Genomic DNA, 23,755 nt, shown 5'->3' with positions numbered 1-23,755 from the left:
GCATGTTGCTCCGTTAGCGGTTGCTGGACATGAATTGTTTGCAGCGCGCCGAAAGCGGGTTTTCAAATACCTGCTGTGGCGATCCTTGCTCTTCGACCAGGCCCTGGTGCAAAAACACCACTTCGCTGGATACCTGGCGGGCGAAGCCCATTTCGTGGGTGACCAGCAGCATGGTGCGGCCTTCTTCGGCCAGCGCGCGGATCACATTAAGTACTTCCTGGACCATTTCCGGGTCAAGCGCCGACGTCGGTTCGTCGAACAGGATGACTTTAGGCTGCATCGCCAGGGTACGCGCAATCGCCGCGCGTTGTTGTTGGCCACCAGAGAGTTGCGCAGGGTAGGCGTGGCGCTTGTCGGCGATACCAACCTTGGCCAGCAGGGCCTCGGCCACTTCTATCGCTTCGGCCTTGCTCTGGCCGAGCACGCGCCGAGGAGCCTCGATGATGTTGTCGAGGATGCTCATGTGCGGCCACAGGTTAAAGTTTTGAAACACAAACCCGATTTCGCTGCGCAGGCGGTTGATCTGCTTGCCGTCGGCGGCCATCAGTTCGCCGTTTTTCGCGGCCTTTAGCTTGAGTTCTTCGCCGGCCACCAGTATCTGGCCCTGGTGCGGGTTTTCCAGCAGGTTGATGCAGCGCAGGAAAGTGGACTTGCCGGAACCGGAGGAACCCAGGATCGAGATCACATCGCCGTCGCGAGCGGTCAGCGAGATACCTTTGAGTACCTCAAGCTCACCATAGCGTTTATGCAAGTTGCGGATTTCAAGCGCGGGCGTGGCCTCGGCCATGTGCGGTCCTCATTGTGTTCGTTGCGATCTTCGCTGTTGGGCCGCCTTCCTGGCGAGGCGCCAAGCTAGCATAGCGTTTGGATGACAGCCAACAGCGCTGCGGACGGTTAACCGGTGGTCTGCGGCAGGGTGTCGCATCGGCGCAGCAGTGTGTCGCGCCATCAACAACCTACAGACGTTTGACCCGGAAAGATCCACAGGCTTCGCGTAAAAAAGGGCGCGATGGTGCCAGCTTTGGCCGGGTGTTGGAAGGGTTAACCGGGCAAACGGTCCATATCAGCCCGGTTATGGGGCGTCACGTACTTTTTGTGTGTGTTTTTGGTGCGTCGCAATGCCATGAATGTGAGTCGCACGGTAACGCTATAGCGGAATGCCATTGTTCTCAATGACTTGCGATGAGTAGTGAATTGTCCTACAGCCCCCGCCAACTGTGGTTCTGAAATATTTTGGCGCAAATCTTGCGTAAAAAATAAAGAACGCCCTGTTGGATTCTTTTCACGAGAAAGGCTGCAAGCCGGGCGAACCGTTTTCGCAATTCCTCGCAAAGGTGTGTCAATGAGTAGTACGCAAAGCTCCAATGACCTCGAACAGGGGCTCAAACCGCGTCACGTCACCATGCTGTCGATTGCCGGTGTCATCGGCGCCGGTTTGTTTGTCGGCTCCGGCCATGCGATCGCTGCTGCCGGCCCGGCTGTGCTGTTGGCCTATGCAGCCGCCGGTACGCTGGTAGTCCTGGTGATGCGCATGCTGGCCGAGATGGCCGTTGCGTCACCGGATACCGGTTCGTTCTCTACCTATGCCGACCGGGCAATCGGCCACTGGGCCGGTTTCACCATTGGCTGGCTCTACTGGTGGTTCTGGGTGCTGGTGATTCCACTGGAAGCCAACGCGGCGGCGACCATCCTGCACGCCTGGTTCCCCGACGTGGCGATCTGGGTGTTCACCCTGGTCATTACCTTGCTGCTCACCGCAACCAACTTGTTCAGCGTGAAGAACTACGGCGAGTTTGAGTTCTGGTTTGCGCTGATCAAGGTCGTGGCGATCGTGGGCTTTGTGATCCTCGGCCTGGCCGCGATCTTCGGCTTCTTGCCCACCAGCCAGGTCAGCGGTGTTTCGCACCTGTTCGATACCCAAGGGTTCATGCCCAACGGCATGGGTGCCGTATTGGCGGCGATCCTGACCACCATGTTCTCGTTCATGGGCACCGAGATTGTCACCATCGCCGCAGCCGAATCGAAGAACCCGGGCCAGCAAATCACCAAGGCCACCAACTCGGTGATCTGGCGGATTGGTTTGTTCTACCTGTTGTCGATCTTCATCGTGGTGTCCCTGGTGCCTTGGAACGATCCGACCCTGGCTGCCGTAGGTTCCTACCAGACCGTGCTGGAGCGCATGGGTATCCCGAACGCCAAGCTGATTGTCGACCTGGTGGTGCTGGTTGCCGTGACCAGTTGCCTCAACTCGGCGCTGTACACCGCGTCGCGCATGCTGTTCTCCCTGGGCCGTCGCGGTGACGCACCGGCCGTGGCCAAGCGCACCAACAAGAGCGGCACGCCTTACTGGGCGGTGTTGCTGTCTACCGGCGCCGCGTTCCTGGCGGTATTCGCCAACTACGTCGCTCCGGCGGCGGTGTTCGAATTCCTGCTGGCCAGCTCCGGCGCCATTGCGTTGCTGGTGTACCTGGTGATTGCCGTGTCGCAACTGCGCATGCGCCAGAAGCGTGCGGCAGCGGGCGAGAAGATCGTCTTCAAGATGTGGCTGTTCCCAGGCCTGACGTACGCGGTAATGGTGTTTATCGTCGGTACGTTGACCATCATGCTGTTCCAGGAAGCGCACCGGGTCGAGATCATCGCCACCGGGGTTCTGAGCTTGCTGGTGGTATTGGCGGGGTTGGTGGTGGCGAGCCGTCGCGAGGCCCAAAGAGTAGGGGCTGCGGCGCTTAACTGACGAGAGACGGTGGTAATGCACCGCGCAACAATGTGGGAGCCGGGCTTGCCAGTCAGTTAAGACAGAATCGGTAACTGTGGCGAGGGAGCTTGCTCCCGCTGGGGCGCGAAGCGGCCCCAAAAATGGGACTGCTACGCAGTCCAGCGGGAGCAAGCTCCCTCGCCACAAGTCACTGGTTGTCTGCTCGAACTCTTAACTGACTGGCATTAGGGCAAGCCCGCTCCCACATTTTTATTTTGTGTCAGTCGGGGGCGTTGGCCAGCGCCTGGGACGCCGCCACGTAATCGGCCTGGAACTGCGGCGACTCAATCCACGCTAACGCCGCGGCTTCGTCATCGCTGTCCGTCGCCCACTGCCGATACTCGATCAGCGCCGCCAGGATAAAGTCGGTCGCTTCTTCTTCGCCTTCCTGCTCCAGCACCAACGCCAGCAACGGGTGCGCCAGGAACACCGCACACAGCGCCTGCTGGCTGATCTCGCCAGCGGCACGCATTTCGACGAACAGTTCAGTCAAATCCACCGACTCAAGGTCGATGCGGCTGTCGTCGCCAGCAAAAGCATCCGGCTTGTGCGCCACGGCGCGCTGGGTGCGGTTTTGCTTGGCCTTGGCTTTTGCCCGGTGGGCGCGTTTTTGCTGCTTGTTTGGCGAGGCCATGGGCTCAACGTCCTTGGGGGTCTGGTCTGGAGGGTGTATTGAAGCGCAGGTTGGGGTAAATCCCAAGGGTTTCTCGGGCGGCAATGATTGCTGTAGTGCTCGACCTTATCTGCGCGGGTACTTAGGCTGACAGTCTATTGACCCACCAGAGCCCGCCCATGACCCGTGACACCCTGGAACACCATCAGGTCCCGATCTACTTTGTTGCCGTCTTTGTTGCCGTCACGTTTGGCCTGTTCTGGCCCTTGTCGGCGCAGGGCTTCAGCCTTTGGGTGACACCTGCCATCGCCGTGCTGATGTATGCGATGTTTTTGCAGATACCCTTTCTTGAGCTGCGCCAAGGCTTGGGCAACAAGCGATTCATGGCGGCCTTGCTGCTGGCCAATTTCATTCTGGTGCCTTTGCTGGTGTGGGGGTTGACCCGCGGCCTGGTGGAGCGTCCGGCGTTGCTGGTGGGCGCTCTGCTGGTGTTGCTAACGCCCTGTATCGACTACGTGGTGGTGTTTACCCATATCGGCAAGGGCGATTCGCGTTCGATGCTGGCGGCAACCCCGCTGTTGCTTTTGCTGCAACTGCTGCTGTTGCCGGTATACCTGGGGCTGATGTTGGGCGAGCAATCCAGCGTGGTGGTAGCGGCGGGGCCATTTGTAGAGGCGTTCGTGGGCTTGATTGTGGTGCCGATGCTTCTGGCTGTCCTCACCAGCGCGCTTGCGCGGCGTTCGAGCGCTATCGGTCTTTGGAGCAGCGCCTGGGCGTGGTTGCCGGTGCCGGCGATGGCGCTGGTGTTGTTTGTCGTGCTCGCTTCGCACATCACTGCGGTGGTGCGAGATATCAATTTGTTGTTGCCGGTCATTCCAATCTACGTGGCCTTTGTACTGTTGGCACCGTTGATGGGCATTGGGGCTGCGCGGCTGTTCGCACTGCCAGCGGTGACGGCGCGGGCGGTGACGTTCAGTGCGTCGACCCGGAACTCGCTGGTGGTTTTGCCATTGGCGCTGGCCCTGCCGGAGGATGTGCGCGGTTTGGCCGCAACGGTGGTGATCCTGCAGACCCTGATCGAGCTGGTTGCCGAGTTGGCCTACGTTCGCCTGATCCCGGCAGTGGTGTGGCCCACCAGTCGGTAACCACGTGAATGTTCAGGTCTGTTCAGGCGCCATTCAGGGGCGCGTTCGGCACCATACGCCAGCGCTTCCCACCTGACAGGTCAACCGATGGATCACCGCAACCGTTTTCGCCTGGAGTCACTGGGTATTTTCCTGGTCGCTCTCTTGTTGTTCACAGTAGGTATCTGGGTTCAGCAGCCCCAGGGTTTTGACGGGCGTTGGGCGCTGTTCATGCAGGAAATGTATCGCCATGGCGCGAGTCTTTTCCCCACCACCTACGGCCAGCCCTATGCGGATTACCCCGGCACCGCGACCTTCTTCAGTTATCTATTCGCCCGCTTGTTTGACGCGCCGAACCACTTGGCGAATGTGCTGCCCACAGCGCTCGCGTCGGCGGGGGTGATCGCGCTGATGTATCGCCTGCTGGCACCCTACAGCCGTGCCTGGTCGCTGCTGACGGTGCTGCTCACGCTGCTCACCGCCCAGTTACTCGAAAAGTCGCGCTCGGTGTGCCTGGATCAGATGGTCGCGTTGTTATGCGTGGGCAGTTTCTATCTGCTGCACACCGGCGAACGCCTCGGGTCACGGCTGAGGCAACTGGCGGTGTTCCCGCTGTTCATCCTGGGTTTTGCCATACGTGGGCCGCTGGGGTTGATTGAAGTCTGCGGGGTGGTGTGTGTGTATTGGGCATTGGGCAAGCCGGGAGAGCGTGTCCGGCAGGTGCTGATCCACGGCGTTGCCGGCCTGGTGTTGCTCGCAGCGTGCTGGTGGCTGCTGATGAAGCTTGCGCGGTTCAGTGGTGGCGCTGCGTTTGCCGATGAAGTCTTCAAGATGCAAGTCGGTGGGCGTCTGGATGAGTCGGGTGAGCCGTTTTACTTTTACTTCCAACTGAGCTTGTACCGCTACTTCCCGGTGGTTCCGCTGGCGTTTGCGACCCTGTTTGCGTTGCGCCATCGCTGGCCCGAGCGTTGGGGCAATGAGCACCTGCAATTGCTGGTGCGGTTCGGGGGCTGCGGCTTGATGATTCTGCTCGGCCTGTCGGTACCGCACTTCAAGCGCGCTTATTACATTCTGCCGATGGTGCCGATGTTTGCGGCTGTCGCTGCCTATGGGCTGCTGCATGCGCAAGGCTGGCTGGTGGGCGTGCGTCGTGGCTACGAATGGCTGGTCGCGGCGCTGCCGGCGTTGTGCGTGGTTGTGTTGTTTGTGTGTCGACACGCCTGGCACAAGCAGGGCTACTGGCCGGAGATTTCCTTGCCGTTGATGATCGGCGTGCTGGTGGTGCTGCAAGCCGCAGCGTTGATTGCCTGGCAGCGAGCATGGCGGTTGGTGTGGCTCAGTCTGATCGCGCTGGTGGCGCAATGGCTGTTGCTTGTGACAGTGATAGAGCCGGCCAAGGACCTGCAATTCGACACCCGGCGGTTTGTCAGCCAGGTGGAGGCGTTGCGCCAGACGCAGCCAGGTCCCTTGGTGTTTGTCGATCTGGCCCGGGATACCTGGGCGGTGCGCTACATGATGAACCTGGATCACGATGAACAGCCGCTGTTTGTCGGGCGTCACGAGCTTGAGAAGTTGGCGGCGCTGCCCCGGCCCTCCTGGGTGATCGTGTCGCGCAAGGAGACCGCGCTGTTGAAGGGGTCGCCGGTGGAGCACCTGGCGCCGAGCTATCAAGGGCGCTTGAATGACAACCCGTTGATGGTGTTCTTGCTCAAGTAAGGAGGCCCTTGAGCCAAGGGCCTGTCGAGCAGATGATTATTTGCAGCGGAAGCTTTCAGGCATCGTGACCGTGTAATTGCGCTGCACGCGGTCCTGGAAATTCAGGTTCTGCAAACCCTGCTGCACCAGGAAGGCTTCGACCTTGGCGGCTTGGCAGTCGTCGTTATAGGACGACGCCCTTAGCAGGTAGACAGCGCGCCTGCTCACTTCATCACGAGCGGTGACCCGGAAGGTGGTGAGCGTGGTGTAGCCGGTGCGCTCCGAGGTCCCTACCGGGCCGTAGGAGGTGTTTGGAGTGCTGGTGCAGGTCAGTTGGTCGGTCTTTTTCTTGTTCTTCTTGCATTGAGTGGTGGTGCTTTTTGCCACCTGCCCGTATTCGGTGGCGGTATAGCGATACGTCACCTGCTTGCTGTCGACGTCCAGGGTGACGGTCATTTTGATCGGCGCGTGGTTCTTGGGCAGGGTGGTGTCGGTGAAGACATTGCGAAAGCCCTGGTCCTGCATGGCGCGGACCATGTCACGCAGGTAGTAGCGAGCATTGAGTGAGTTTTCATCACTTCCGCCAGTGGAGGTCACCAGCACGGTTGCCTGCCGGTCGAAGTGATAGTCGGGATCAGGCGTCGCGTTGATCGCTACGTCCAGCTGCGTGGCACACCCACTGAGCAGGGCGGTCAGTAGTAACAGGGTGCAAAGCAAGAAGCGGGTCATGAAAAAACCTTACAACTGAGATTTGGGTAAAGGCTGAACGATTGAGTCCAGCCAAAAATAACCCTCAATCGTCCTGCTGCGACATCGTGTCCGTAAATGCGTGAGTCGCATTAAATCGCAGGCAATAAAAAACCCCAAGGAACGCATTGTTCCTTGGGGTTTCTCGGTATTTTGGTGCCCAGAGACGGAATCGAACCGCCGACACGGGGATTTTCAATCCCCTGCTCTACCGACTGAGCTATCTGGGCAACGGGGCGCATTAAACGGGTTTTTCAGGGGGTCGTCAAGCAAGTTTTCAAAAAATATTTAATTATTACCGTCGCTTACGTGCAGACCCTGGTTTTTGATCAATTATTGAGCAGGCGGCACGTAGCCGTCGGCCTTGGCGTATTCCTCGCCGGAAAAGAACTTGTCCATTTCGCCGGCCAGGTATTTACGGTCTTCGGCGTTCATCATGTTCAGGCGTTTTTCGTTGATCAGCAGGGTCTGGTGTTTCAACCAGTCGCCCCAGGCTTTGGCGGAGACGTGCTCGTAGATGTCCTGGCCCTTGGCACCTGGGTACGGAGGGCGCTCCAGGGCTGGCAGTTCTTCTTTGTACTTGCGGCACATGATGGTGCGGGTCATGACGAAACTCCTGCGTTCAATACGTCGGCCGCGCGCTTCAGCAGTTTTTTCACCGGGGCGGCAAGGCCCAGGCGCGGCGGGGTGGCGAGGTTATACCAGAGCCAGTCGGCCTCGGCCACGTGATGGGCGGTTTCCTCGACCTGGACCAGCCAGGGTTCGATGGCCAGTTGGAAGTGGCTGAAAGTGTGGACCAGCCCGGGCAGTTCCTGATGCTTGCCCAGCGCCAGCGCGTGCTGGTTGGCGAGGTGATCCAGGTCTTGCAGGTCGTCCAGCTCCGGCAAGCTCCACAAGCCGCCCCACAAGCCCGTAGACGGGCGACGGTAAAGCAGGATCGCGCCCTCTGCGTTGGCCAGCATCGGCATCAGCGTGCGCTTTTGCGGGATGGTCTTGCGCGGCTTCGGGATCGGGTAGCGTGTTTCCAGGCCCAGCATGTGGGCTTCGCAGCCTTTTTCCAGCGGGCACAGCAGGCAGCTGGGTTTGCTGCGGGTGCACAGGGTGGCGCCCATGTCCATCATGGCCTGGGTGTAGGCGTTGACGCGCTCAAAGGGTGTGAAGCGCTCTGCGGTGGCCCACAGCTGTTTGGCGACCTTGGGCTCGCCCGGGTAACCCTCTTGCGCGGTAAAGCGCGCCAGCACGCGTTTGACGTTGCCGTCGAGGATCGGCGCGCGCAGGCCCATGCTCAGGCTGGCAATCGCGCCAGCGGTGGACAGGCCGATGCCCGGCAGCTCGGTGAGCTTTTCCACGTCGCGGGGGAATTCGCCGCCGTGTTCGGCCACCACGATCCTGGCGGTCTTCTGCAGGTTGCGCGCCCGTGTGTAGTAGCCCAGACCCGTCCACAGGTGCAGCACTTCATCTTCCGGCGCGGCGGCCAGGGCTTCGACCGTCGGCAGGGACGCCATGAACCGGTCGAAGTAGTTGAGCACGGTGCTGACCTGGGTCTGTTGCAGCATGATCTCCGACACCCACACCCGGTAAGGGGTGATGCCCTGTTGCCAAGGCAGGTCGTGGCGGCCATGGCGGTCGTACCAGTCCAGCACCGCTTGTGAAAACTGCTCGGTTCTCATCGGTTGAACAGGCCTTTCAATGCGTCTTTGAGCTTGGGGTTAACCTTGTCGAGTTTCTCTTCCAGCTTCTCGTTGAGGCGGTTGCCGGCAGCCTTGAGGGCGACCTGGCCCAGGCCGTCCTTGTCCAGGCGGCAGGCCTTGGCGCCAAGCTCAAGCGGGCCTCGGCAGCGCAGTGGCACCTCAATGCCCTGGAAGTTGGCGCCGACCTGGCAGGCCGGGTCCGGCACGTCGCGCTTGTCGCCTTCGACGATGATGCCGACGCGGTAGTCCATGCCCAGCACGCGTAAATCCACATCACCGTTGCCGTTGAGCGTCAGGCCAGGAATGCGTACTTTCAGGTCGGGGTTGCTGGCCACGCCGTTACGGAACGTGAGGTTGCCGCGCAGTTCCTGGAAGGGCGTGTCCTTGCCGCCTGGTGTGGCGCTCAGGGTCTTGCGGTTGAGCAGGGCGATGCCGGTACACAGTTGCTGCTCGATGTTGGCATTGAGCAGCACACCGTTGTTGATCACGATGCTGGTGGTGCCGTTGAGGCTGTCGATCAAGGCCTTCTGGCTGTTGCCGCGGCCGGTGAGGTTACTGTCGAGGGTGAGCTGGCCTTTGACCGGCGGGTTTTTCCCTTGGGCCTGCAGGATGCGCTCAACGGGCACCTGCTTGATGTGGCTTTGCAGGGCCAGCACTGGCGTGTCCTGGCGTACGTCGAGTGTGCCGTTGGCCTGGAACGTGCCGTTGTAGAGACCGCCGCTAAGGGTGTCGAGCTTGAGTTGCCCGTCAATGCCGGAGGCTTTGAGCACCGCGTTCTGAATGGGCAACTGGCTCAGGGTCAGTTCGCCAAAGGCCAGGTCTGCATTCACGTCCAGGCTGCGCAGGCGGGTCAGCGGCAGCAGTTTGTCATTGCTCCAGGCACCTTTGGTCGGCGCCTCGGGCAATGGCGTGTTGCCGCCTGCCGCCATGGCGCCGGCTTCGCTGCTCTGTACTTCGGCCTGGCGTGCGGCGGTTGCGCCTTTGGCGGCTTCGGATTTGGCCGGCAGGTAATTGTCGGCATTGAAGGTATCGCCCTTGAGCTGCACACGCAGTGACTGCTTGGCGAAGTCATCCACGGCGACGCGGCCGGTGAAGGTGCTGGCATCGAGCTTCAGGTTCAAGTTTTCCAGGGCGACGCTGGTGGGCGTGCCCTTGAGGCGGCTCACCAGTTCGACCTTGCTCAGGCTGCCTGGGGCCATGGCAGGCAGTGGGTGGCCGACGCTCTCAAGAAACTTGGCCAGGTCAAACTGGGCAACCGACAGGGCGCCGCTGATCTGCGGGGTTTTGTCCAGGTCATTGGCCTTTAGTTCGCCCAAGGCGCGCAGTTGGTTGGCCGCCAGTTTCAGGTTGGTCCATTCGGCGACGTTGGCCGCCAGGTCCACCAGCAGTTGGCCCTGGGTGGAGAAACTCACGGTCTTGCCTTGCAACGGCTCACCGGTGGCTTCGCCACTCAAGCGCATGTCTTCGAACTGATAACGCTTGAGCGCGCGCTGGATGCGCAAGTTGCCGTTCAGCTCAGTCTTGACCCGCATCAGCGGCTGGTTGCTGCCCAGGAACGCCGTGAGTTTCAGCGGGATGCTGGCGCCTTCGTGGATGGCACCGGCACTCAACTGGATACTTTCGGCACTCAATTGCTTGCCGGTCTGTTCATCGGTGTATTCGACGCGGGCGTTGTTGATGGTCAGGCTGTCGATGTCCAGGCGGATCGGCTGCGGCGGTTTTTCCGGCTTGGTTTCAGCCACCGGTTCGACCGGCGCGGGAGCGGGGGCACCGGCGGTTTCGTCGGGCAGGTTCTTGCCGATGTCTTCCCAGTTGCCGTGACCTTGTTTGTCGCGGTTCAGGCGCAGGTTCAAGCCCTCGACACGCACATCGCTCATTTGTACTTCGCGGCGCAGCAGTGGCAGTACGCGCACCGAGAGGCCGAGCATCTGCAAGTCGGCAAACGGTTGAGTCGGTGCGGTCAGGGTTGCGACGCTGGCTTCATGAAGCTCCAGGCCCAGCCAGGGGAACAGGCTCCAGCCGATATCGCCATTGAGCGTCAGCTCGATGTGGGCCTTGTCGCGGGCTATCTGGCGAATTTCTTCTTTGTAGTCGTTGGGATCGAAAAGGTGGGTCAGGGCAAAGCCGAGCGCCACAATGATCAGCAACAGCCCGAGAAGTACCAGACCCAGGATTTTGCCGAACGCTTTCATGGGCGAGTCCTTGTATGTCGATTTCAAAATTTAGCCGCAGAGTATAACGCCCGAAGGCCGGCGTCAGTTCACGGATCGTTACATTGTATCCACCGGTGCGGAAATGGGATTTTGACGTCAAGAAAATACAGATAATCGAAAAAAGGTAGTGGCAGTTTGATTTTTCCGTCATCCACTGGTGCTAATCTCTGCACGTTCGTCCGCCTTCTGCGACTTAACGTCGCGCCTAAAAGGGAGCTTCACTCAACAAAACGGCCACGCTTTGCGTGCAAGGCCGAGGGAGAGAGCGCCTGACGGACGCATACCAATAACTGGGGGAAACACCAATGAGCACTAGCACTGTGGCCGGCAATGCCGCCGCACAGCCTGCGTTCCTGTCCAAGGAGCGCATCATCGCCAAGCCGGGCTTCAACCGCTGGCTGGTTCCACCGGCCGCACTGGCCATCCACTTGTGCATCGGCATGGCCTACGGCTTCTCGGTGTTCTGGCTGCCCTTGTCCAAGGCGCTGGGTATCACCGCGCCGGTGGCCTGCGCGCCGGACATGAGCTTTATCGCCCAAGTCTTTTCGTCCCAATGCGACTGGCCCATCTCCATGCTGGGCTGGATCTATACCCTGTTCTTCATCTTCCTGGGCTGCTCCGCAGCAATCTGGGGCGGCTGGCTGGAACACGCCGGGCCGCGTAAGGCTGGTGTTGTCTCGGCGCTGTGCTGGTGTGGTGGCCTGCTGATCTCGGCCTTGGGTATCTATACCCACCAGATCTGGCTGATGTGGATCGGCTCCGGGGTCATTGGCGGTATTGGCCTGGGCCTGGGCTATATCTCGCCCGTTTCGACCTTGATCAAGTGGTTCCCGGACAAACGCGGCATGGCGACCGGTATGGCGATCATGGGCTTTGGCGGCGGCGCGATGGTGGGTGCACCTTTGGCCGCGGCGCTGATGGGCCATTTCTCTTCACCGACCAGCGTCGGTGTATGGCAGAGCTTTGTAGTCATGGCGGCGATTTACTTCGTGTTCATGATCGGTGGTGCACTGCTGTATCGCGTGCCGCCAACCGGCTGGAAGCCTGAGGGTTGGACTGCTCCGGCGAAAAAAGCCAGCAATGCGATGATCACTCACCGCCATGTGCATGTGAATGTCGCGTGGAAAACCCCGCAGTTCCGCCTGGTATGGCTGGTGCTGTGCCTGAACGTGTCGGCCGGTATCGGCATCCTGGGCATGGCTTCGCCACTGCTGCAGGAAGTGTTTGGCGGCAAGTTGCTGGGTGTTGATGTGCCATTTGGTCAATTGGATGCGGGCCAGCTGGCCTCCATTGCAGCCATTGCCGCTGGTTTTACCGGCCTGTTGAGCCTGTTCAACATCGGTGGCCGGTTCTTCTGGGCGTCGTTCTCCGACTACCTGGGGCGTAAAAACACCTATTTTGTGTTCTTCGCCCTGGGCTTTGCCCTGTACGCGCTGATCCCGAACCTGGGGCACCTGGGTAACGTGGCGCTGTTCGTGGCCGCGTTCTGCATCATTCTGTCGATGTACGGCGGTGGTTTTGCCACGGTTCCGGCCTACCTGGCGGACCTGTTCGGCACTCAGATGGTTGGCGCGATCCACGGTCGCCTGTTGACCGCCTGGGCCGCTGCGGGCGTGTTGGGCCCGGTGTTGGTGAACTACCTGCGTGAATACCAGTTGAGCATCGGCGTTGAACGCGCCGCGGCCTACGACATCACCTTGTACATCCTGGCCGGCCTGCTGGTGCTGGGCTTCATCTGCAACCTGCTGGTGCGCCCGGTGGCCGACAAGTACTTCATGACCGACGCGGAACTTGCCGCCGAACAGGCGCTGGGCCATGACAAAGGTGCTGATGCGAGCACCGTGCTGGAGTGGAAGGCCTCCGCCGCCAGCAAGCCGCTGGCGATTGCCGCGTGGCTGGTAGTGGGTATTCCGCTGGCGTGGGGTGTGTGGGTGACCCTGCAGAAGACCGCGGTACTGTTCCACTGACACCGCAATAAGGGTGGGCCCGGCTCCTGTGGGGGCCGGGCTTGTGTGGGAGCTGGCTTGCCTGCGATAGCATCACTGCGGTGTAACTGATACCCCGAGGTGTATGCATCGCAGGCAAGCCAGCTCCCACATAAGCCCATGCTCACATGTATGCACATGTCTATCCCCGACATTCCTCGCTCCAACTCGTCAGTCTTATCCCCTTCGTTGTTTCTGTTTAGCGCCTGCGCCCCTATAATGGCTGCCTTTTTCGCCCAATGATTTTGCGGAGCTGGTGATGGCCGAACGTAAGGCATCTGTCGAGCGCGACACTCTGGAAACCCAGATCAAAGCCTCGATCAACCTGGATGGCACCGGAAAGGCCCGATTTGATATCGGTGTACCTTTTCTTGAGCACATGCTGGACCAGATCGCCCGTCACGGGCTGATCGACCTGGATATCGTCGGCAAAGGCGACCTGCATATCGACGACCACCACATGGTGGAAGACGTGGGCATCACCCTCGGCCAGGCGTTTGCCAAGGCCATCGGCGACAAAAAAGGCATCCGTCGCTACGGCCATGCTTATGTCCCGTTGGATGAAGCGCTGTCCCGTGTGGTCATCGACTTCTCCGGTCGCCCGGGTTTGCAGATGCACGTGCCGTACACCCGCGCTAACGTGGGCCGTGGCTTTGACGTCGACCTGTTCCAGGAATTCTTCCAGGGCTTTGTCAACCACGCACTGGTCAGCCTGCACATCGACAACCTGCGCGGCACCAACACTCACCACCAGATCGAAACCGTGTTCAAGGCTTTCGGCCGCGCACTGCGCATGGCCGTGGAAGTCGATGAGCGCATGGGCGGGCAAATGCCGTCGACCAAGGGCGTCCTGTAATGCAGACGGTCGCGGTTATCGATTACGGCATGGGTAACCTGCACTCGGTGGCCAAGGCCCTTGAGCATGTAGGCGCTGGCAAGGTGCTGATCACCAGCGATGCCAACGTGATTCGCGAAGCCGACCGTGTGGTGTTCCCCGGCGTCGGCGCGATTCGCGATTGCATGGCCGAGATCCGTCGCCTGGGCTTTGATAGCCTGGTGCGCGAAGTCAGCCAGGACCGCCCCTTCCTCGGTATCTGCGTGGGCATGCAAGCCTTGCTCGACAGCAGTGAAGAGAACGGCGGTGTCGACTGCATTGGCCTGTTTCCAGGGCAGGTGAAGTTCTTCGGCAAAGACCTGCATGAAGATGGCGAGCACCTCAAAGTCCCGCACATGGGCTGGAACGAAGTGCGCCGCACCGTCGATCACCCGCTGTGGCACGACATCCCGGACATGGCGCGTTTCTACTTCGTGCACAGCTACTACATCGCCGCCGGTAACCCGCGCCAGGTGGTGGGTGGCGGGCATTACGGCGTCGATTTTGCCGCCGCACTGGCCGATGGTTCGCGCTTTGCCGTGCAGTTTCACCCGGAGAAAAGCCATACCCATGGCCTGCAATTGCTGCAGAACTTCGCCGCGTGGGATGGTCGCTGGTAAATGGCCAGGAAGCCGAAGCCGCCGATCTTGAACCTCGCGCCCGAGCAGGAGCGTGAGGCTACCGACAAGATCAAGCGGTTCATGGAAGACCGCTTCGAGCTCAAGCTGGGCTCGTTCGAGGTCGCCGAAATTCTTGAGTTGTTCACCACCGAAGTGGCGCCGCATTATTACAACAGGGCGATTTTCGACACGCAGACGCTCCTTAAAGAAAGGTTCGAAAGCATCGAAAGCGACTTGTGGTCGCTTGAGAAACCCTGATTTCCCAAGCATTGCTGAATATCGAATAAGGTTTGCCAGATGCTGATTATCCCCGCTATCGATCTCAAGGACGGCGCTTGTGTCCGCCTGCGCCAAGGCCGCATGGAAGATTCCACCGTGTTCTCCGATGACCCGGTGAGCATGGCTGCCAAATGGGTAGAAGGGGGCTGCCGTCGTCTGCATCTGGTGGACCTGAACGGCGCCTTCGAAGGTCAGCCGGTCAATGGCGAGGTGGTCACCGCCATCGCCAAGCGCTACCCGACCCTGCCGATCCAGATCGGCGGCGGTATCCGCTCCCTGGAAACCATCGAGCACTACGTGAAAGCGGGCGTGAGCTACGTGATCATCGGCACCAAGGCCGTGAAAGACCCAGCCTTCGTCGCCGAAGCCTGCCGCGCGTTCCCTGGCAAGGTGATCGTCGGCCTGGATGCCAAGGACGGCTTCGTCGCCACCGACGGCTGGGCTGAAATCAGCACCGTGCAAGTGATCGACCTGGCCAAGCAGTTCGAAGCCGACGGCGTGTCCGCCATCGTTTATACCGACATCGCCAAAGACGGCATGATGCAGGGCTGCAACGTACCTTTCACCGCAGCCCTGGCAGCGGCCACCAAGATTCCGGTGATCGCTTCCGGCGGCATCCACAACCTGGGCGACATCAAGTCGCTGCTGGACGCCAAGGCGCCTGGGATCATCGGCGCCATCACCGGCCGTGCGATCTATGAAGGCACTCTGGACGTCGCCGAAGCCCAGGCTTACTGCGACGCCTACAACGGCTGAGGACTGACCATGGCGCTGGCCAAACGCATCATCCCTTGCCTGGACGTCGACAACGGTCGCGTGGTCAAGGGCGTCAAGTTCGAGAACATCCGTGACGCCGGCGACCCGGTGGAAATTGCCCGTCGCTACGATGAGCAAGGTGCCGACGAGATTACCTTTCTCGACATCACCGCCAGCGTCGATGGCCGCGATACCACGCTGCATACCGTCGAGCGCATGGCCAGCCAGGTGTTTATCCCGCTGACCGTGGGTGGCGGCGTGCGCACAGTGCAAGACATCCGCAACCTGCTCAATGCCGGTGCGGACAAGGTCTCGATCAACACCGCTGCGGTGTTCAACCCCGAGTTTGTCGGCGAAGCCGCGCAGCACTTCGGTTCGCAATGCATCGTGGTGGCTATCGACGCCAAGAAGGTCTCCGGCCCGGGCGAAACCCCGCGCTGGGAGATCTTCACCCACGGCGGGCGCAAGCCTACCGGGCTGGACGCGGTGGAGTGGGCGATGAAGATGGAAGGCCTGGGCGCCGGTGAAATCCTGCTGACCAGCATGGACCAGGACGGCATGAAAAACGGCTTCGACCTGGGCGTCACCCGCGCCATCAGCGATGCACTGGGCATCCCGGTGATCGCTTCGGGTGGGGTTGGCAACCTGCAACACCTGGCCGATGGCGTGCTCGAAGGCCATGCCAGCGCGGTGCTGGCGGCGAGTATTTTCCACTTTGGCGAATACACCGTGCCCGAGGCCAAGGCCTACATGGCAGCGCGCGGTATCGTCGTGCGCTAAACGCTGCTGGACACCATGGCAGGCTCGCGGCACTCTCTGCGCTTGCCATGGATTCCGGTAGCCTTCATGTTCAAACACCTGCTGCTCGCCCTCGCCAGTTCCTCCATGTTCATGGTGGCTACGGCACACGCCGAACAACCGTCTGACGCCTCCCTGGTGTTGCTGACGGAAAATTTCCCGCCCTACAACATGGCGAAAAACGGCAAGAACTTCGCCAAGGACGAGAACATCGAAGGCATTGCCGTGGACATCGTGCGCGAAACCTTCAAGCGCGCTGGCATTTCCTACAACCTCACTCTGCGTTTTCCTTGGGAGCGAATCTACAAGCTCGCCCTGGAACAGCCAGGTTACGGCGTGTTTGTAATGGCGCGGTTGCCAGATCGTGAAGCCTTGTTCAAATGGGTCGGCCCTATCGGCCCGGACGATTGGGTGTTGCTGGCCAAGGCAGACAGCAAGATCGAGTTGGAAAATCTGGAGCAAGCGCGCCGCTACAAGATTGGCGCCTACAAAGGCGATGCCATTGCCGAAAGCCTGGACAAGCAGGGGCTCAAGCCGATAGTCGCCCTGCGTGACCAGGATAATGCGCAAAAGCTTATGGAAGGCCAGATCGACCTGTGGGCCACAGGCGACCCCGCTGGGCGTTACCTGGCGCGGCAGGTGGGGGTGAACGGGCTCAAGACGGTATTGCGCTTCAACAGTGCGCAGCTTTACCTGGCGTTGAACAAAGACGTGCCGGATGAGCTGGTGGCCAGGCTCCAGGCCGCATTGGATGAGTTACGCAACAGCGGCCGTATAGACGAAATCATGGCGCAATATCTGTAAGTGAGCTGTTGTGGCGAGGGAGCTTGCTCCCGCTGGGCTGCATAGCGGCCCTGAAATCGTGGGAGCGCTTCGCACTCCAGCGGGAGCAAGCTCCCTCGCCACAGTGATTGTCAGCGATAGATGCCGTTTTTGCCGTGGGCACTCATCGCCCGATTACTGCGCACGCTGATCATCAACTTGATATCGATCCACTCCACGCCCTGCGCCTTGAGCTTGGGCAACTCGCGCTCCAGCACCGCCAGCGTCTGTGGGTAAGGATGCCCGATCATGACTGCCGAACCCTGTTTATGCGCCAGTTTGATCGCGGTCTGCAGTTGCGTGGTAATCGCCGCCTCGGTGCGTTCGTCATCGAGAAATACATCCCGCGACACATGGGCCAAACCGATCTTCTGCGCCTCGGCGGCGGCGACGGTTTGCGCACTGGTGCGGCTGTCGACGAAGAACTTGTGACGCCGTTGCAACTCACCCATCAGCCAGGCCATCGCTGCCGGTTGTGCGGTCATGCGGCTGCCCATGTGGTTGTTGATGCCGGCGGTGTAGGGCACGGCTTCAAATGCCGCGTCCAGGCGTTTGCCCAGTTCTTCGATGGACAGCTCCGGGTGCCAGGCGAATGGGCCGGTGGCCGGGTCCATGGGCATGTGCAGGATCACGATCTTGCCAGCCTTGTGGGCCTCACGGGCAAATTCGGCGGCGTGGGGCGTGTCCGGCATGATGGCGGCGGTCACCGGGCCGGGTAGCGCAAGCACGCGACGATCCCGAGGCAGGTTTTGCCCCAGGTCGTCGATGATAAGCGTCAGGTAGGCTTTGTGCGGTTCGCTGGCAGTGGCCGCTTGAGCGACCCCCGCCAGGCTGCACAGCACAGCGAAGATCAGGGCAAGACGCATGATCAACGGCTGCGGGTGATGCTCAAGCCCTTGAGCAGGCTGAGCGCCTGGGCCAGTTGGTAGTCATCGTCCTGCGGCATCGGCTTGGCCTTGGCGCGGCTGCCGGTTGGCTGGTCGGCACCGCCGTTGCCATTGCCCAGGTGGCCTTGCAGGTCGGCCTCTTTGTAGTATTCGCCATCGATCTCGTTGGTGATCTTGGCGCGGCGTACTTCGATGTCCGGCACAATGCCCTGGGCCTGGATCGAGCGGCCGTTCGGCGTGTAATACAGCGCCGTGGTGATCTTCAGTGCACGGTCGTTGTTCAGCGGCAATACGGTCTGCACCGAGCCTTTGCCGAAGCTGGTGGTGCCCATCAGCACACCGCGCTTGAGGTCTTGCAGGGCGCCGGCGACGATTTCCGAGGCCGAGGCGCTGCCGCCGTTGATCAATACCGCCAGTGGCACGTTCTCGCTAAGGTCGTTGCCGGTGGCCGAGAAGCGCAACTCGGAGTTGGCGATACGGCCCTTGGTGTAGACGATCAGGCCCTTGGTGACGAAGTGGTCGACCACCTCGACCGCCGACTGCAACACGCCGCCTGGGTTGTTGCGCAGGTCAAGCACGATGCCGTTGAGCTTCTTGCCGTTGTCCTTGCGCAGCTTGGCCAGTGCCTTGCCCACTTCGTCGCCGGTCTTGACCTGGAACTGGGTGATACGGATATAGCCGTAGCCCGACTCCAGCAGCTGGCTTTTCACGCTCTTGACCGTGATGGTCGCACGGGCCAGGGTCACGTCAAACGGGTTGCCGCCGTCGCGTACCAGGGTCAGGGTGATCTTCTGGCCGAGCTTGCCGCGCATCTTGTCGACGGCTTCGGTCATGGTCTGGCCACGGGTCGGCTGGCCGTTGATCTTCACGATCAGGTCGCCGGCCTGGATGCCGGCCTTGGACGCCGGGGTGTCGTCGATAGGCGAGACCACTTTTATCTGGCCGTCTTCGGAGCCCACTTCGATGCCCAGGCCGCCGAACTCACCGCTGGTGCTTTCCTGCAGCTCGGCGAAATCTTCCGGGCCCAGGTAAGCGGAGTGCGGGTCGAGGTTGCTGAGCATGCCCTTGATGGCATTTTCCAGCAGGGCCTTGTCGTCTACGGGTTCGACATACGCTGCCTTGATCCGGTCCATGACCTCGGCAAAGGTGCGCAGCTCGTCCAGCGGCAATGGCGCCTTGGTCGTCGCAGCCATGGCAGGTGCAGCCGGTGCGGCCTGGTCGGCAAAAGCCAGAGGCGCGCCGATCACCAGGGCGATCGTCAGGGCCAGCGAAGTGAGGCGGGACAAATGCAGCATGTCGAACGAACTCCTAATGTAGATGCGACCCTATCCTTGGGACCGGCACCATTGTGCAGGGTCGCTCGGGCGGCCCTGCTGACGAATAGCGAAGTACAGCGCCGGGGTGTCCTGGCCGCCACTGTTACCGACAGTGGAGATGGATTCACCGGCTTTTACAACATCACCTGCCGACTTGAGTAGTGTCTGATTGTGGCCGTAAAGGCTCAAATAGCCATTACCGTGGTCAAGAATCACCAGCAAGCCGGCGCCCCGCAACCAATCGGCGAACACCACGCGCCCACCGTGCACCGCGTGGACCTGGCTGCCGGCAGAGGCGCTGATCATCACGCCATCCCACTTGGCGCGGGTGTCATCGCCACGGGTTTCCCCAAAGCGTGCCAGTAATCGACCATCAACCGGCCATGGAAGTTTGCCTCGTGCTGAAGCAAAAGGGCCGCCGAACGACTCGCCGCTGCTGGAAACCAACGGGCCAGGCGCTGCACGCGCCGGTTTGCGCGGGGCCGGAGCGTCGGTGGTGGCAGCCAGTTCGGCCTCACGCTGACGCTTTTTTTCGGCTTCCTGCTGGGCGATCAGCGCTTTTTGCCGCGCTTCTTCGGCCTCGCGTGCCTGGCGGGCCAGGGTTTCTTCAATGGTCTTGAGGACTTTGGCCAGGTCGGCCTGGTCTTGCTCGCGGGCCTGCAACTTGGCGTCGCGGGCTTTTACGTCGCTGTTGAGCTTGGCCAGGGCCTGCTGGCGTTCCTTGCGTACTTTATCGAGCTGGTCGCGCTGGGTGTCGAGGGCAGTTTTCTGGTCGAGCAGCTGCGATTGCTGGTCGGCGATTTCCTGTTCGACATTGGCCAATTGGCGCAGGGTTTCGTTAAACCCCTTCAATTGCGCCAGGCGCGCCTGGCTCAGGTAGTCGTAATAGGTGAGGGTACGGGCGAATTTTTCCGGGTTCTGCTGGTTGAGCAGCAGCTTGAGGTACTCCTGGCGGCCGCTCTGGTACGCGGCACGGGCCTGGATCGCGATCAGGCGTTGCTGTTCAACGCGTGCGCTCTGGAGTTTTTTTTTCTCAGCGTCGAGTCGCTCCAGTTCCGACTCGCTCTTCTTTAGTTCTTTTTGTAGCTCCTGGACCTGCTTCTCCAGCTTGCCCATTTCGGTTTCCGTGCCGCGCAGGTCTTTCTGCACCCCGGATTTTTCTTCCTGGAGCTTGCCGAGCAGCTTTTTCAGCTCGGTAATGTCCTGACGCGTAGCGTCCAACTGTTGTTGGGTTTGTGCGCGCTCATCGGCAAACGCCGGTTGGAGCAGGCAGACAAGAGCAAGGGTTATCAAGGCGCGAAGCATAGAGGCGGGCGACACCAGGGGAAAAGGACGGCCTAGTATGCCCGCCAAGCGCTGCAAAAAAAACGCCCAATTGGGGCTGGTGGGCAAGATAGGTGCCGAGTGGTGCTGGTATGGCAAAAAGATATCTCTCAAAGCGCCGCAAACCAATGTGGGAGCGGGCTTGCCCGCGATTGCGGTGGGTCAGCGACATAGATGTCGACTGATTAGCCGATATCGCGGGCAAGCCCGCTCCCACACTGTTTTGTGGCGTACTTTGGATCAGACCAGGATCGAGGTCCCGGTCATCTCCTTCGGCTGTTCCAACCCCATCAGCTTGAGCATGGTCGGCGCCACATCCGCCAGCACGCCACCTTCACGCACTTTCAGGTCACGTTTGCCGACGTAGATGAACGGCACCGGCTCGGTGGTGTGCGCGGTGTGCGCCTGGCCGGTGGATTCGTCGGACATCTGTTCGCAGTTGCCGTGGTCGGCGGTGATCAGCGCTTCGCCGCCGACTTTTTCCAGCGCGTCGACGATGCGGCCAACACATTTATCCAGGCATTCCACGGCCTTGACCGCCGCTTCCAGGTTGCCGCTGTGGCCAACCATGTCGCCGTTGGCGTAGTTGACGACGATCACGTCATAACGCTGGTGATCAATGGCGTCGACGATCTTGTCGGTGACTTCCGGTGCGCTCATTTCCGGCTGCAAGTCGTAGGTAGCGACTTTTGGCGACGGGATCAGGATGCGCTCTTCGCCGGGGAACGGCTCTTCGCGGCCACCAGAGAAGAAGAACGTCACGTGGGCGTATTTCTCGGTTTCGGCGATGCGCAGTTGGGTCTTGCCGTTCTTGGCCAGGTAGTCGCCCAGCACGTTCTCCAGGCTGCCCGGGGCGAACGCCGACGGGGCCGGGATGTTGGCGGCGTATTGGGTGAGCATGACGAACTCGACCTTCGGCTGGCGCACGCGTTCGAAGTCCTTGAAGCCTTCATCGACGAACACATGGCTCAGTTCACGGGCGCGGTCGGCGCGGAAGTTCATGAACACCACGGCGTCGCCGTCTTCGACTTTCACCGGCTCGCCGATGGTGGTGGCTTTGACGAATTCATCGCTTTCACCGCGGGCGTAGGCCGCGTCCAGACCTTCCTGGGCGGTGGCCGCGTTGAATTCGGCCTGGCCGTCGACGATCAGGTTGTAGGCCTGGGCGACACGGTCCCAGCGGTTGTCGCGGTCCATGGCGAAGTAACGGCCCACCAGGCTGGCGATACGGCCCTTGCCCAGGGCGGCGAAGGTGGTATCCAGCAGTTCGATGGAGGATTGCGCGCTTTTAGGTGGCGTGTCGCGGCCGTCGAGGAAGGCGTGCAGATAGATTTTGTCAGCGCCGCGCTTGAACGCCAGTTCGGCCATGGCGACCAAGTGATCCTGATGGCTGTGTACGCCGCCGTCCGACAACAGGCCCATGAAGTGCACGGCCTTGCCGGCGGCAACGGCTTTATCGACCGCCGCGCAGATGGTCGGGTTCTCGAAGAACTCGCCATCGCGGATCGCCTTGGTGACACGAGTGAAGTCCTGGTACACCACTCGTCCGGCACCTAGGTTCATGTGGCCGACTTCCGAGTTGCCCATCTGGCCGTCCGGCAGGCCCACGTCCATGCCGGAACCTGAGATCAGGCCGTTGGGCACGGTGGCGGTCAGGCGGTCCAGTACCGGCTTGTTGGCCGAGTACACCGCGTTGTCGTGGTGGCTTTCACTGTGTCCGAAGCCATCGAGAATTATCAGGACCAAAGGTTTAGGCGTGGTAGTCATAGATCCTCTCGCGGCGCTAATAAAGGAAGACAATTGAAAAGGGAGTGGCAGTTTAAAGCGAAGTTCCAACCACGTCACCGCTTTACGGGGGTTGGCCCCCCCTGGCGGCTGTGTATACTTACCGCCATTTTAACGCCCTGGAACCTCCTTGATGGTTGATCACCTGATTGCATTTGCCACTGCCCACTACCTGCTTGTGGGCGCCTTCGTCATCCTGCTGGCGCTGCTGATCGCTCACGAACTGAGCCGCGGTGGTCGCAGCCTGAGCACGTCGGAGCTGACCGCGCTGGTCAACAAGGATGAGGCCGTCGTCGTCGATATTCGCCCGGCCAAGGATTATGCCGCCGGCCATATCGTTGGCGCCCTGAACATTCCCCAGGACAAGCTGATTGCGCGTCTGGGCGAACTGGAAAAGCACAAGGCCAAGACCATCATCCTGGTCGATGCCCAGGGCCAGCACTCCGGCACCCACGCCCGTGAGATGCTCAAGTCCGGCTTCACCGCCGCCAAGCTGTCGGGTGGTATCAGCAGTTGGCGTGGCGATAACCTGCCGTTGGTGAAGTGATATGAGCCAGGTTGTCGTGTATTCCAGCGATTGGTGCCCTTACTGCATGCGGGCCAAGGCCTTGCTTGAGAAAAAGGGTGTTGCCTTTGAAGAGATCAAGGTCGATGGCAAGCCCCAGGTGCGCGCCGAAATGGCCCAGAAGGCTGGCCGCACGTCGGTCCCGCAGATCTGGATCGGCACCCGGCATATCGGTGGTTGCGACGACCTGTTCGCTCTGGAGCGCGCCGGTAAACTTGATGCGCTGCTGTCCGCCTGACGCCTAAACCCTCAAGAACCCAAGATAAAGAAGGATCTGCGATGACTGATCAACAGAACACCGAAGCAGCAGAAGCTCAAGGCCCACAGTTCTCGCTGCAGCGGATCTACGTGCGTGACCTGTCGTTCGAAGCGCCGAAAAGCCCGGCCATCTTCCGTCAGGAGTGGACCCCAAGCGTTGCGCTGGACCTGAACACCCGTCAGAAATCCCTGGAAGGTGACTTCCACGAAGTCGTGCTGACCCTGTCGGTCACCGTCAAGAATGGTGAAGAAGTCGCTTTCATCGCTGAAGTGCAACAGGCCGGTATCTTCCTGATCCAGGGCCTGGACGAAGCGTCCATGAGCCACACCCTGGGTGCGTTCTGCCCGAACATCCTGTTCCCGTATGCCCGTGAGACCCTGGACAGCCTGGTCACCCGTGGTTCGTTCCCGGCCCTGATGCTGGCCCCGGTGAACTTCGATGCCCTGTACGCCCAAGAGCTGCAGCGCATGCAACAGGAAGGCGCGCCAACCGTTCAGTAATTTGCTGAGCGATGCCGTTCTAAAATGTGGGAGCGGGCTTGTGTGGGAGCTGGCTTGCCTGCGATAGCATCACTGCGGTGTGACTGACACACCGAGGTGCCTGCATCGCGGGCAAGCCCGGCTCCCACACAAGCCCGCTCCCACATTT

At 60.7% G+C, this 23,755-nt stretch carries 23 protein-coding genes and 1 tRNA gene; 13 read left to right on the top strand and 11 right to left on the bottom strand.

Translation table 11 applies throughout. The features are described 5' to 3' along the window. Positions 1–13: 13 nt before the first annotated feature. Positions 14–787 (bottom strand): ABC transporter ATP-binding protein, encoded by a 774-nt coding sequence (locus AC1RAC_RS12160; RefSeq protein WP_010213906.1) that lies wholly within the window; start codon positions 785–787, stop codon positions 14–16. A gap of 555 nt (positions 788–1,342) precedes the next feature. On the opposite strand from AC1RAC_RS12160, the gene gabP reads away from it, so the two are divergent. Next, positions 1,343–2,734: a GABA permease gene (gene gabP / locus AC1RAC_RS12155; RefSeq protein WP_492616617.1), complete on the top strand. Its 1,392-nt coding sequence runs from the start codon at positions 1,343–1,345 to the stop codon at positions 2,732–2,734. 241 nt (positions 2,735–2,975) lie between these two features. Here the strand turns inward: gabP and AC1RAC_RS12150 are convergent, their stop codons facing one another. Continuing rightward, entirely contained in the window at positions 2,976–3,389 is a 414-nt protein-coding gene (locus tag AC1RAC_RS12150; protein ID WP_034125526.1) for a hypothetical protein, read from the bottom strand. A 158-nt stretch (positions 3,390–3,547) separates the two neighbouring features. Between AC1RAC_RS12150 and AC1RAC_RS12145 the strand changes: the two genes are divergently transcribed. Together AC1RAC_RS12145 and AC1RAC_RS12140 are read left to right on the top strand one after the other, a co-directional pair. Next, positions 3,548–4,513, top strand: a complete 966-nt coding sequence (locus tag AC1RAC_RS12145; protein ID WP_054919524.1) for an arsenic resistance protein — start codon at positions 3,548–3,550, stop codon at positions 4,511–4,513. An 87-nt stretch (positions 4,514–4,600) separates the two neighbouring features. Next, on the top strand, positions 4,601–6,208 hold the full coding sequence (locus tag AC1RAC_RS12140; protein WP_492616616.1) for an ArnT family glycosyltransferase: 1,608 nt from the start codon (positions 4,601–4,603) through the stop codon (positions 6,206–6,208). Positions 6,209–6,244: 36 nt separating this feature from the next. Here AC1RAC_RS12140 and AC1RAC_RS12135 read toward each other — a convergent pair whose 3' ends face one another. The 5 genes from AC1RAC_RS12135 to AC1RAC_RS12115 form a co-directional block, all read right to left on the bottom strand. Further along, complete coding sequence (locus tag AC1RAC_RS12135) at positions 6,245–6,916, bottom strand: hypothetical protein (protein WP_034125529.1); 672 nt, start codon at positions 6,914–6,916, stop codon at positions 6,245–6,247. Between the two features lie 172 nt (positions 6,917–7,088). Beyond that, positions 7,089–7,164, bottom strand: a tRNA-Phe gene (locus tag AC1RAC_RS12130). A gap of 103 nt (positions 7,165–7,267) precedes the next feature. Continuing rightward, positions 7,268–7,540: an oxidative damage protection protein gene (locus AC1RAC_RS12125; protein WP_034125530.1), complete on the bottom strand. Its 273-nt coding sequence runs from the start codon at positions 7,538–7,540 to the stop codon at positions 7,268–7,270. Then, complete coding sequence (mutY, locus tag AC1RAC_RS12120; RefSeq protein ID WP_054897554.1) at positions 7,537–8,604, bottom strand: A/G-specific adenine glycosylase; 1,068 nt, start codon at positions 8,602–8,604, stop codon at positions 7,537–7,539. Before mutY ends, AC1RAC_RS12125 begins: the two co-directional genes overlap by 4 nt. Beyond that, the gene (locus AC1RAC_RS12115; RefSeq protein WP_492616615.1) at positions 8,601–10,817 is read right to left on the bottom strand and encodes an AsmA family protein; all 2,217 of its coding nucleotides are present in this window, start codon (positions 10,815–10,817) and stop codon (positions 8,601–8,603) included. The genes mutY and AC1RAC_RS12115 overlap by 4 nt, the downstream gene beginning before the upstream one ends. A 326-nt stretch (positions 10,818–11,143) precedes the next feature. Here AC1RAC_RS12115 and AC1RAC_RS12110 point away from each other — a divergent pair, with 326 nt between their 5' ends. The 7 genes from AC1RAC_RS12110 (at position 11,144) to AC1RAC_RS12080 (ending at position 16,954) form a co-directional block, all read left to right on the top strand. Continuing rightward, a complete protein-coding gene (locus AC1RAC_RS12110; protein ID WP_054897552.1) occupies positions 11,144–12,805 on the top strand; it encodes an OFA family MFS transporter in 1,662 nt (553 codons plus the stop codon). Between the two features lie 277 nt (positions 12,806–13,082). Continuing rightward, positions 13,083–13,679, top strand: coding sequence for an imidazoleglycerol-phosphate dehydratase HisB (gene hisB / locus AC1RAC_RS12105; protein ID WP_003187781.1), 597 nt, complete (start codon positions 13,083–13,085; stop codon positions 13,677–13,679). Next, a complete protein-coding gene (gene hisH / locus AC1RAC_RS12100) occupies positions 13,679–14,317 on the top strand; it encodes an imidazole glycerol phosphate synthase subunit HisH (protein ID WP_054897551.1) in 639 nt (212 codons plus the stop codon). Before hisB ends, hisH begins: the two co-directional genes overlap by 1 nt. After that, complete coding sequence (locus tag AC1RAC_RS12095) at positions 14,318–14,575, top strand: DUF2164 domain-containing protein (protein WP_032894032.1); 258 nt, start codon at positions 14,318–14,320, stop codon at positions 14,573–14,575. A 39-nt stretch (positions 14,576–14,614) separates the two neighbouring features. Continuing rightward, entirely contained in the window at positions 14,615–15,352 is a 738-nt protein-coding gene (gene hisA, locus AC1RAC_RS12090) for a 1-(5-phosphoribosyl)-5-[(5-phosphoribosylamino)methylideneamino]imidazole-4-carboxamide isomerase (protein ID WP_032894030.1), read from the top strand. Positions 15,353–15,361: 9 nt separating this feature from the next. After that, positions 15,362–16,132 (top strand): imidazole glycerol phosphate synthase subunit HisF, encoded by a 771-nt coding sequence (gene hisF / locus AC1RAC_RS12085; RefSeq protein ID WP_003187786.1) that lies wholly within the window; start codon positions 15,362–15,364, stop codon positions 16,130–16,132. Between the two features lie 66 nt (positions 16,133–16,198). Then, on the top strand, positions 16,199–16,954 hold the full coding sequence (locus AC1RAC_RS12080; RefSeq protein ID WP_054897549.1) for a substrate-binding periplasmic protein: 756 nt from the start codon (positions 16,199–16,201) through the stop codon (positions 16,952–16,954). 110 nt (positions 16,955–17,064) lie between these two features. On the opposite strand, the gene AC1RAC_RS12075 is transcribed toward AC1RAC_RS12080, so the two are convergent. From AC1RAC_RS12075 to gpmI, 4 genes are all read right to left on the bottom strand, one after another. Continuing rightward, complete coding sequence (locus AC1RAC_RS12075) at positions 17,065–17,838, bottom strand: divergent polysaccharide deacetylase family protein (protein ID WP_054897548.1); 774 nt, start codon at positions 17,836–17,838, stop codon at positions 17,065–17,067. 2 nt (positions 17,839–17,840) lie between these two features. Next, complete coding sequence (locus AC1RAC_RS12070) at positions 17,841–19,154, bottom strand: S41 family peptidase (RefSeq protein ID WP_492616614.1); 1,314 nt, start codon at positions 19,152–19,154, stop codon at positions 17,841–17,843. 30 nt (positions 19,155–19,184) lie between these two features. After that, positions 19,185–20,480, bottom strand: a complete 1,296-nt coding sequence (locus AC1RAC_RS12065) for a murein hydrolase activator EnvC family protein (protein ID WP_003187792.1) — start codon at positions 20,478–20,480, stop codon at positions 19,185–19,187. A gap of 258 nt (positions 20,481–20,738) precedes the next feature. Next, the gene (gene gpmI / locus AC1RAC_RS12060) at positions 20,739–22,265 is read right to left on the bottom strand and encodes a 2,3-bisphosphoglycerate-independent phosphoglycerate mutase (RefSeq protein ID WP_492616613.1); all 1,527 of its coding nucleotides are present in this window, start codon (positions 22,263–22,265) and stop codon (positions 20,739–20,741) included. 151 nt (positions 22,266–22,416) lie between these two features. Here gpmI and AC1RAC_RS12055 point away from each other — a divergent pair, with 151 nt between their 5' ends. Genes AC1RAC_RS12055 through secB form a run of 3 tightly spaced genes read left to right on the top strand, consistent with a single transcriptional unit; the run spans position 22,417 to position 23,607 of the window. Continuing rightward, complete coding sequence (locus AC1RAC_RS12055; protein ID WP_032901811.1) at positions 22,417–22,830, top strand: rhodanese-like domain-containing protein; 414 nt, start codon at positions 22,417–22,419, stop codon at positions 22,828–22,830. A 1-nt stretch (position 22,831) separates the two neighbouring features. Further along, positions 22,832–23,086, top strand: coding sequence for a glutaredoxin 3 (gene grxC, locus AC1RAC_RS12050; protein ID WP_003171118.1), 255 nt, complete (start codon positions 22,832–22,834; stop codon positions 23,084–23,086). A gap of 41 nt (positions 23,087–23,127) precedes the next feature. Beyond that, positions 23,128–23,607 carry a protein-export chaperone SecB gene (gene secB / locus AC1RAC_RS12045; RefSeq protein ID WP_032894017.1) on the top strand — a complete coding sequence of 160 codons (480 nt, stop codon included), beginning with the start codon at positions 23,128–23,130 and terminating at the stop codon, positions 23,605–23,607. Positions 23,608–23,755 lie beyond the last annotated feature (148 nt).

The organism is Pseudomonas sp. GW823-FHT02F05 (assembly GCF_058797315.1).
The sequence above is the reverse complement of the archived record's forward strand: the minus strand, read 5'-3'. Positions and strand labels throughout refer to the sequence as shown.

Bases quoted from the DNA above. Each gene is read 5' to 3' on its own strand.
- AC1RAC_RS12065 (WP_003187792.1), bottom strand. From the start codon at position 20,480: ATGCTTCGCGCCTTGATAACCCTTGCTCTTGTCTGCCTGCTCCAACCG.
- grxC (WP_003171118.1), top strand. From the start codon at position 22,832: ATGAGCCAGGTTGTCGTGTATTCCAGCGATTGGTGCCCTTACTGCATG.
- AC1RAC_RS12160 (WP_010213906.1), bottom strand. From the start codon at position 787: ATGGCCGAGGCCACGCCCGCGCTTGAAATCCGCAACTTGCATAAACGC.
- AC1RAC_RS12080 (WP_054897549.1), top strand. From the start codon at position 16,199: ATGTTCAAACACCTGCTGCTCGCCCTCGCCAGTTCCTCCATGTTCATG.
- hisH (WP_054897551.1), top strand. From the start codon at position 13,679: ATGCAGACGGTCGCGGTTATCGATTACGGCATGGGTAACCTGCACTCG.
- gabP (WP_492616617.1), top strand. From the start codon at position 1,343: ATGAGTAGTACGCAAAGCTCCAATGACCTCGAACAGGGGCTCAAACCG.
- hisB (WP_003187781.1), top strand. From the start codon at position 13,083: ATGGCCGAACGTAAGGCATCTGTCGAGCGCGACACTCTGGAAACCCAG.
- AC1RAC_RS12075 (WP_054897548.1), bottom strand. From the start codon at position 17,838: ATGCGTCTTGCCCTGATCTTCGCTGTGCTGTGCAGCCTGGCGGGGGTC.
- AC1RAC_RS12135 (WP_034125529.1), bottom strand. From the start codon at position 6,916: ATGACCCGCTTCTTGCTTTGCACCCTGTTACTACTGACCGCCCTGCTC.
- hisF (WP_003187786.1), top strand. From the start codon at position 15,362: ATGGCGCTGGCCAAACGCATCATCCCTTGCCTGGACGTCGACAACGGT.
- AC1RAC_RS12115 (WP_492616615.1), bottom strand. From the start codon at position 10,817: ATGAAAGCGTTCGGCAAAATCCTGGGTCTGGTACTTCTCGGGCTGTTG.
- AC1RAC_RS12070 (WP_492616614.1), bottom strand. From the start codon at position 19,154: ATGCTGCATTTGTCCCGCCTCACTTCGCTGGCCCTGACGATCGCCCTG.
- hisA (WP_032894030.1), top strand. From the start codon at position 14,615: ATGCTGATTATCCCCGCTATCGATCTCAAGGACGGCGCTTGTGTCCGC.
- AC1RAC_RS12145 (WP_054919524.1), top strand. From the start codon at position 3,548: ATGACCCGTGACACCCTGGAACACCATCAGGTCCCGATCTACTTTGTT.
- AC1RAC_RS12095 (WP_032894032.1), top strand. From the start codon at position 14,318: ATGGCCAGGAAGCCGAAGCCGCCGATCTTGAACCTCGCGCCCGAGCAG.
- AC1RAC_RS12150 (WP_034125526.1), bottom strand. From the start codon at position 3,389: ATGGCCTCGCCAAACAAGCAGCAAAAACGCGCCCACCGGGCAAAAGCC.
- AC1RAC_RS12110 (WP_054897552.1), top strand. From the start codon at position 11,144: ATGAGCACTAGCACTGTGGCCGGCAATGCCGCCGCACAGCCTGCGTTC.
- AC1RAC_RS12125 (WP_034125530.1), bottom strand. From the start codon at position 7,540: ATGACCCGCACCATCATGTGCCGCAAGTACAAAGAAGAACTGCCAGCC.
- AC1RAC_RS12140 (WP_492616616.1), top strand. From the start codon at position 4,601: ATGGATCACCGCAACCGTTTTCGCCTGGAGTCACTGGGTATTTTCCTG.
- mutY (WP_054897554.1), bottom strand. From the start codon at position 8,604: ATGAGAACCGAGCAGTTTTCACAAGCGGTGCTGGACTGGTACGACCGC.
- AC1RAC_RS12055 (WP_032901811.1), top strand. From the start codon at position 22,417: ATGGTTGATCACCTGATTGCATTTGCCACTGCCCACTACCTGCTTGTG.
- gpmI (WP_492616613.1), bottom strand. From the start codon at position 22,265: ATGACTACCACGCCTAAACCTTTGGTCCTGATAATTCTCGATGGCTTC.
- secB (WP_032894017.1), top strand. From the start codon at position 23,128: ATGACTGATCAACAGAACACCGAAGCAGCAGAAGCTCAAGGCCCACAG.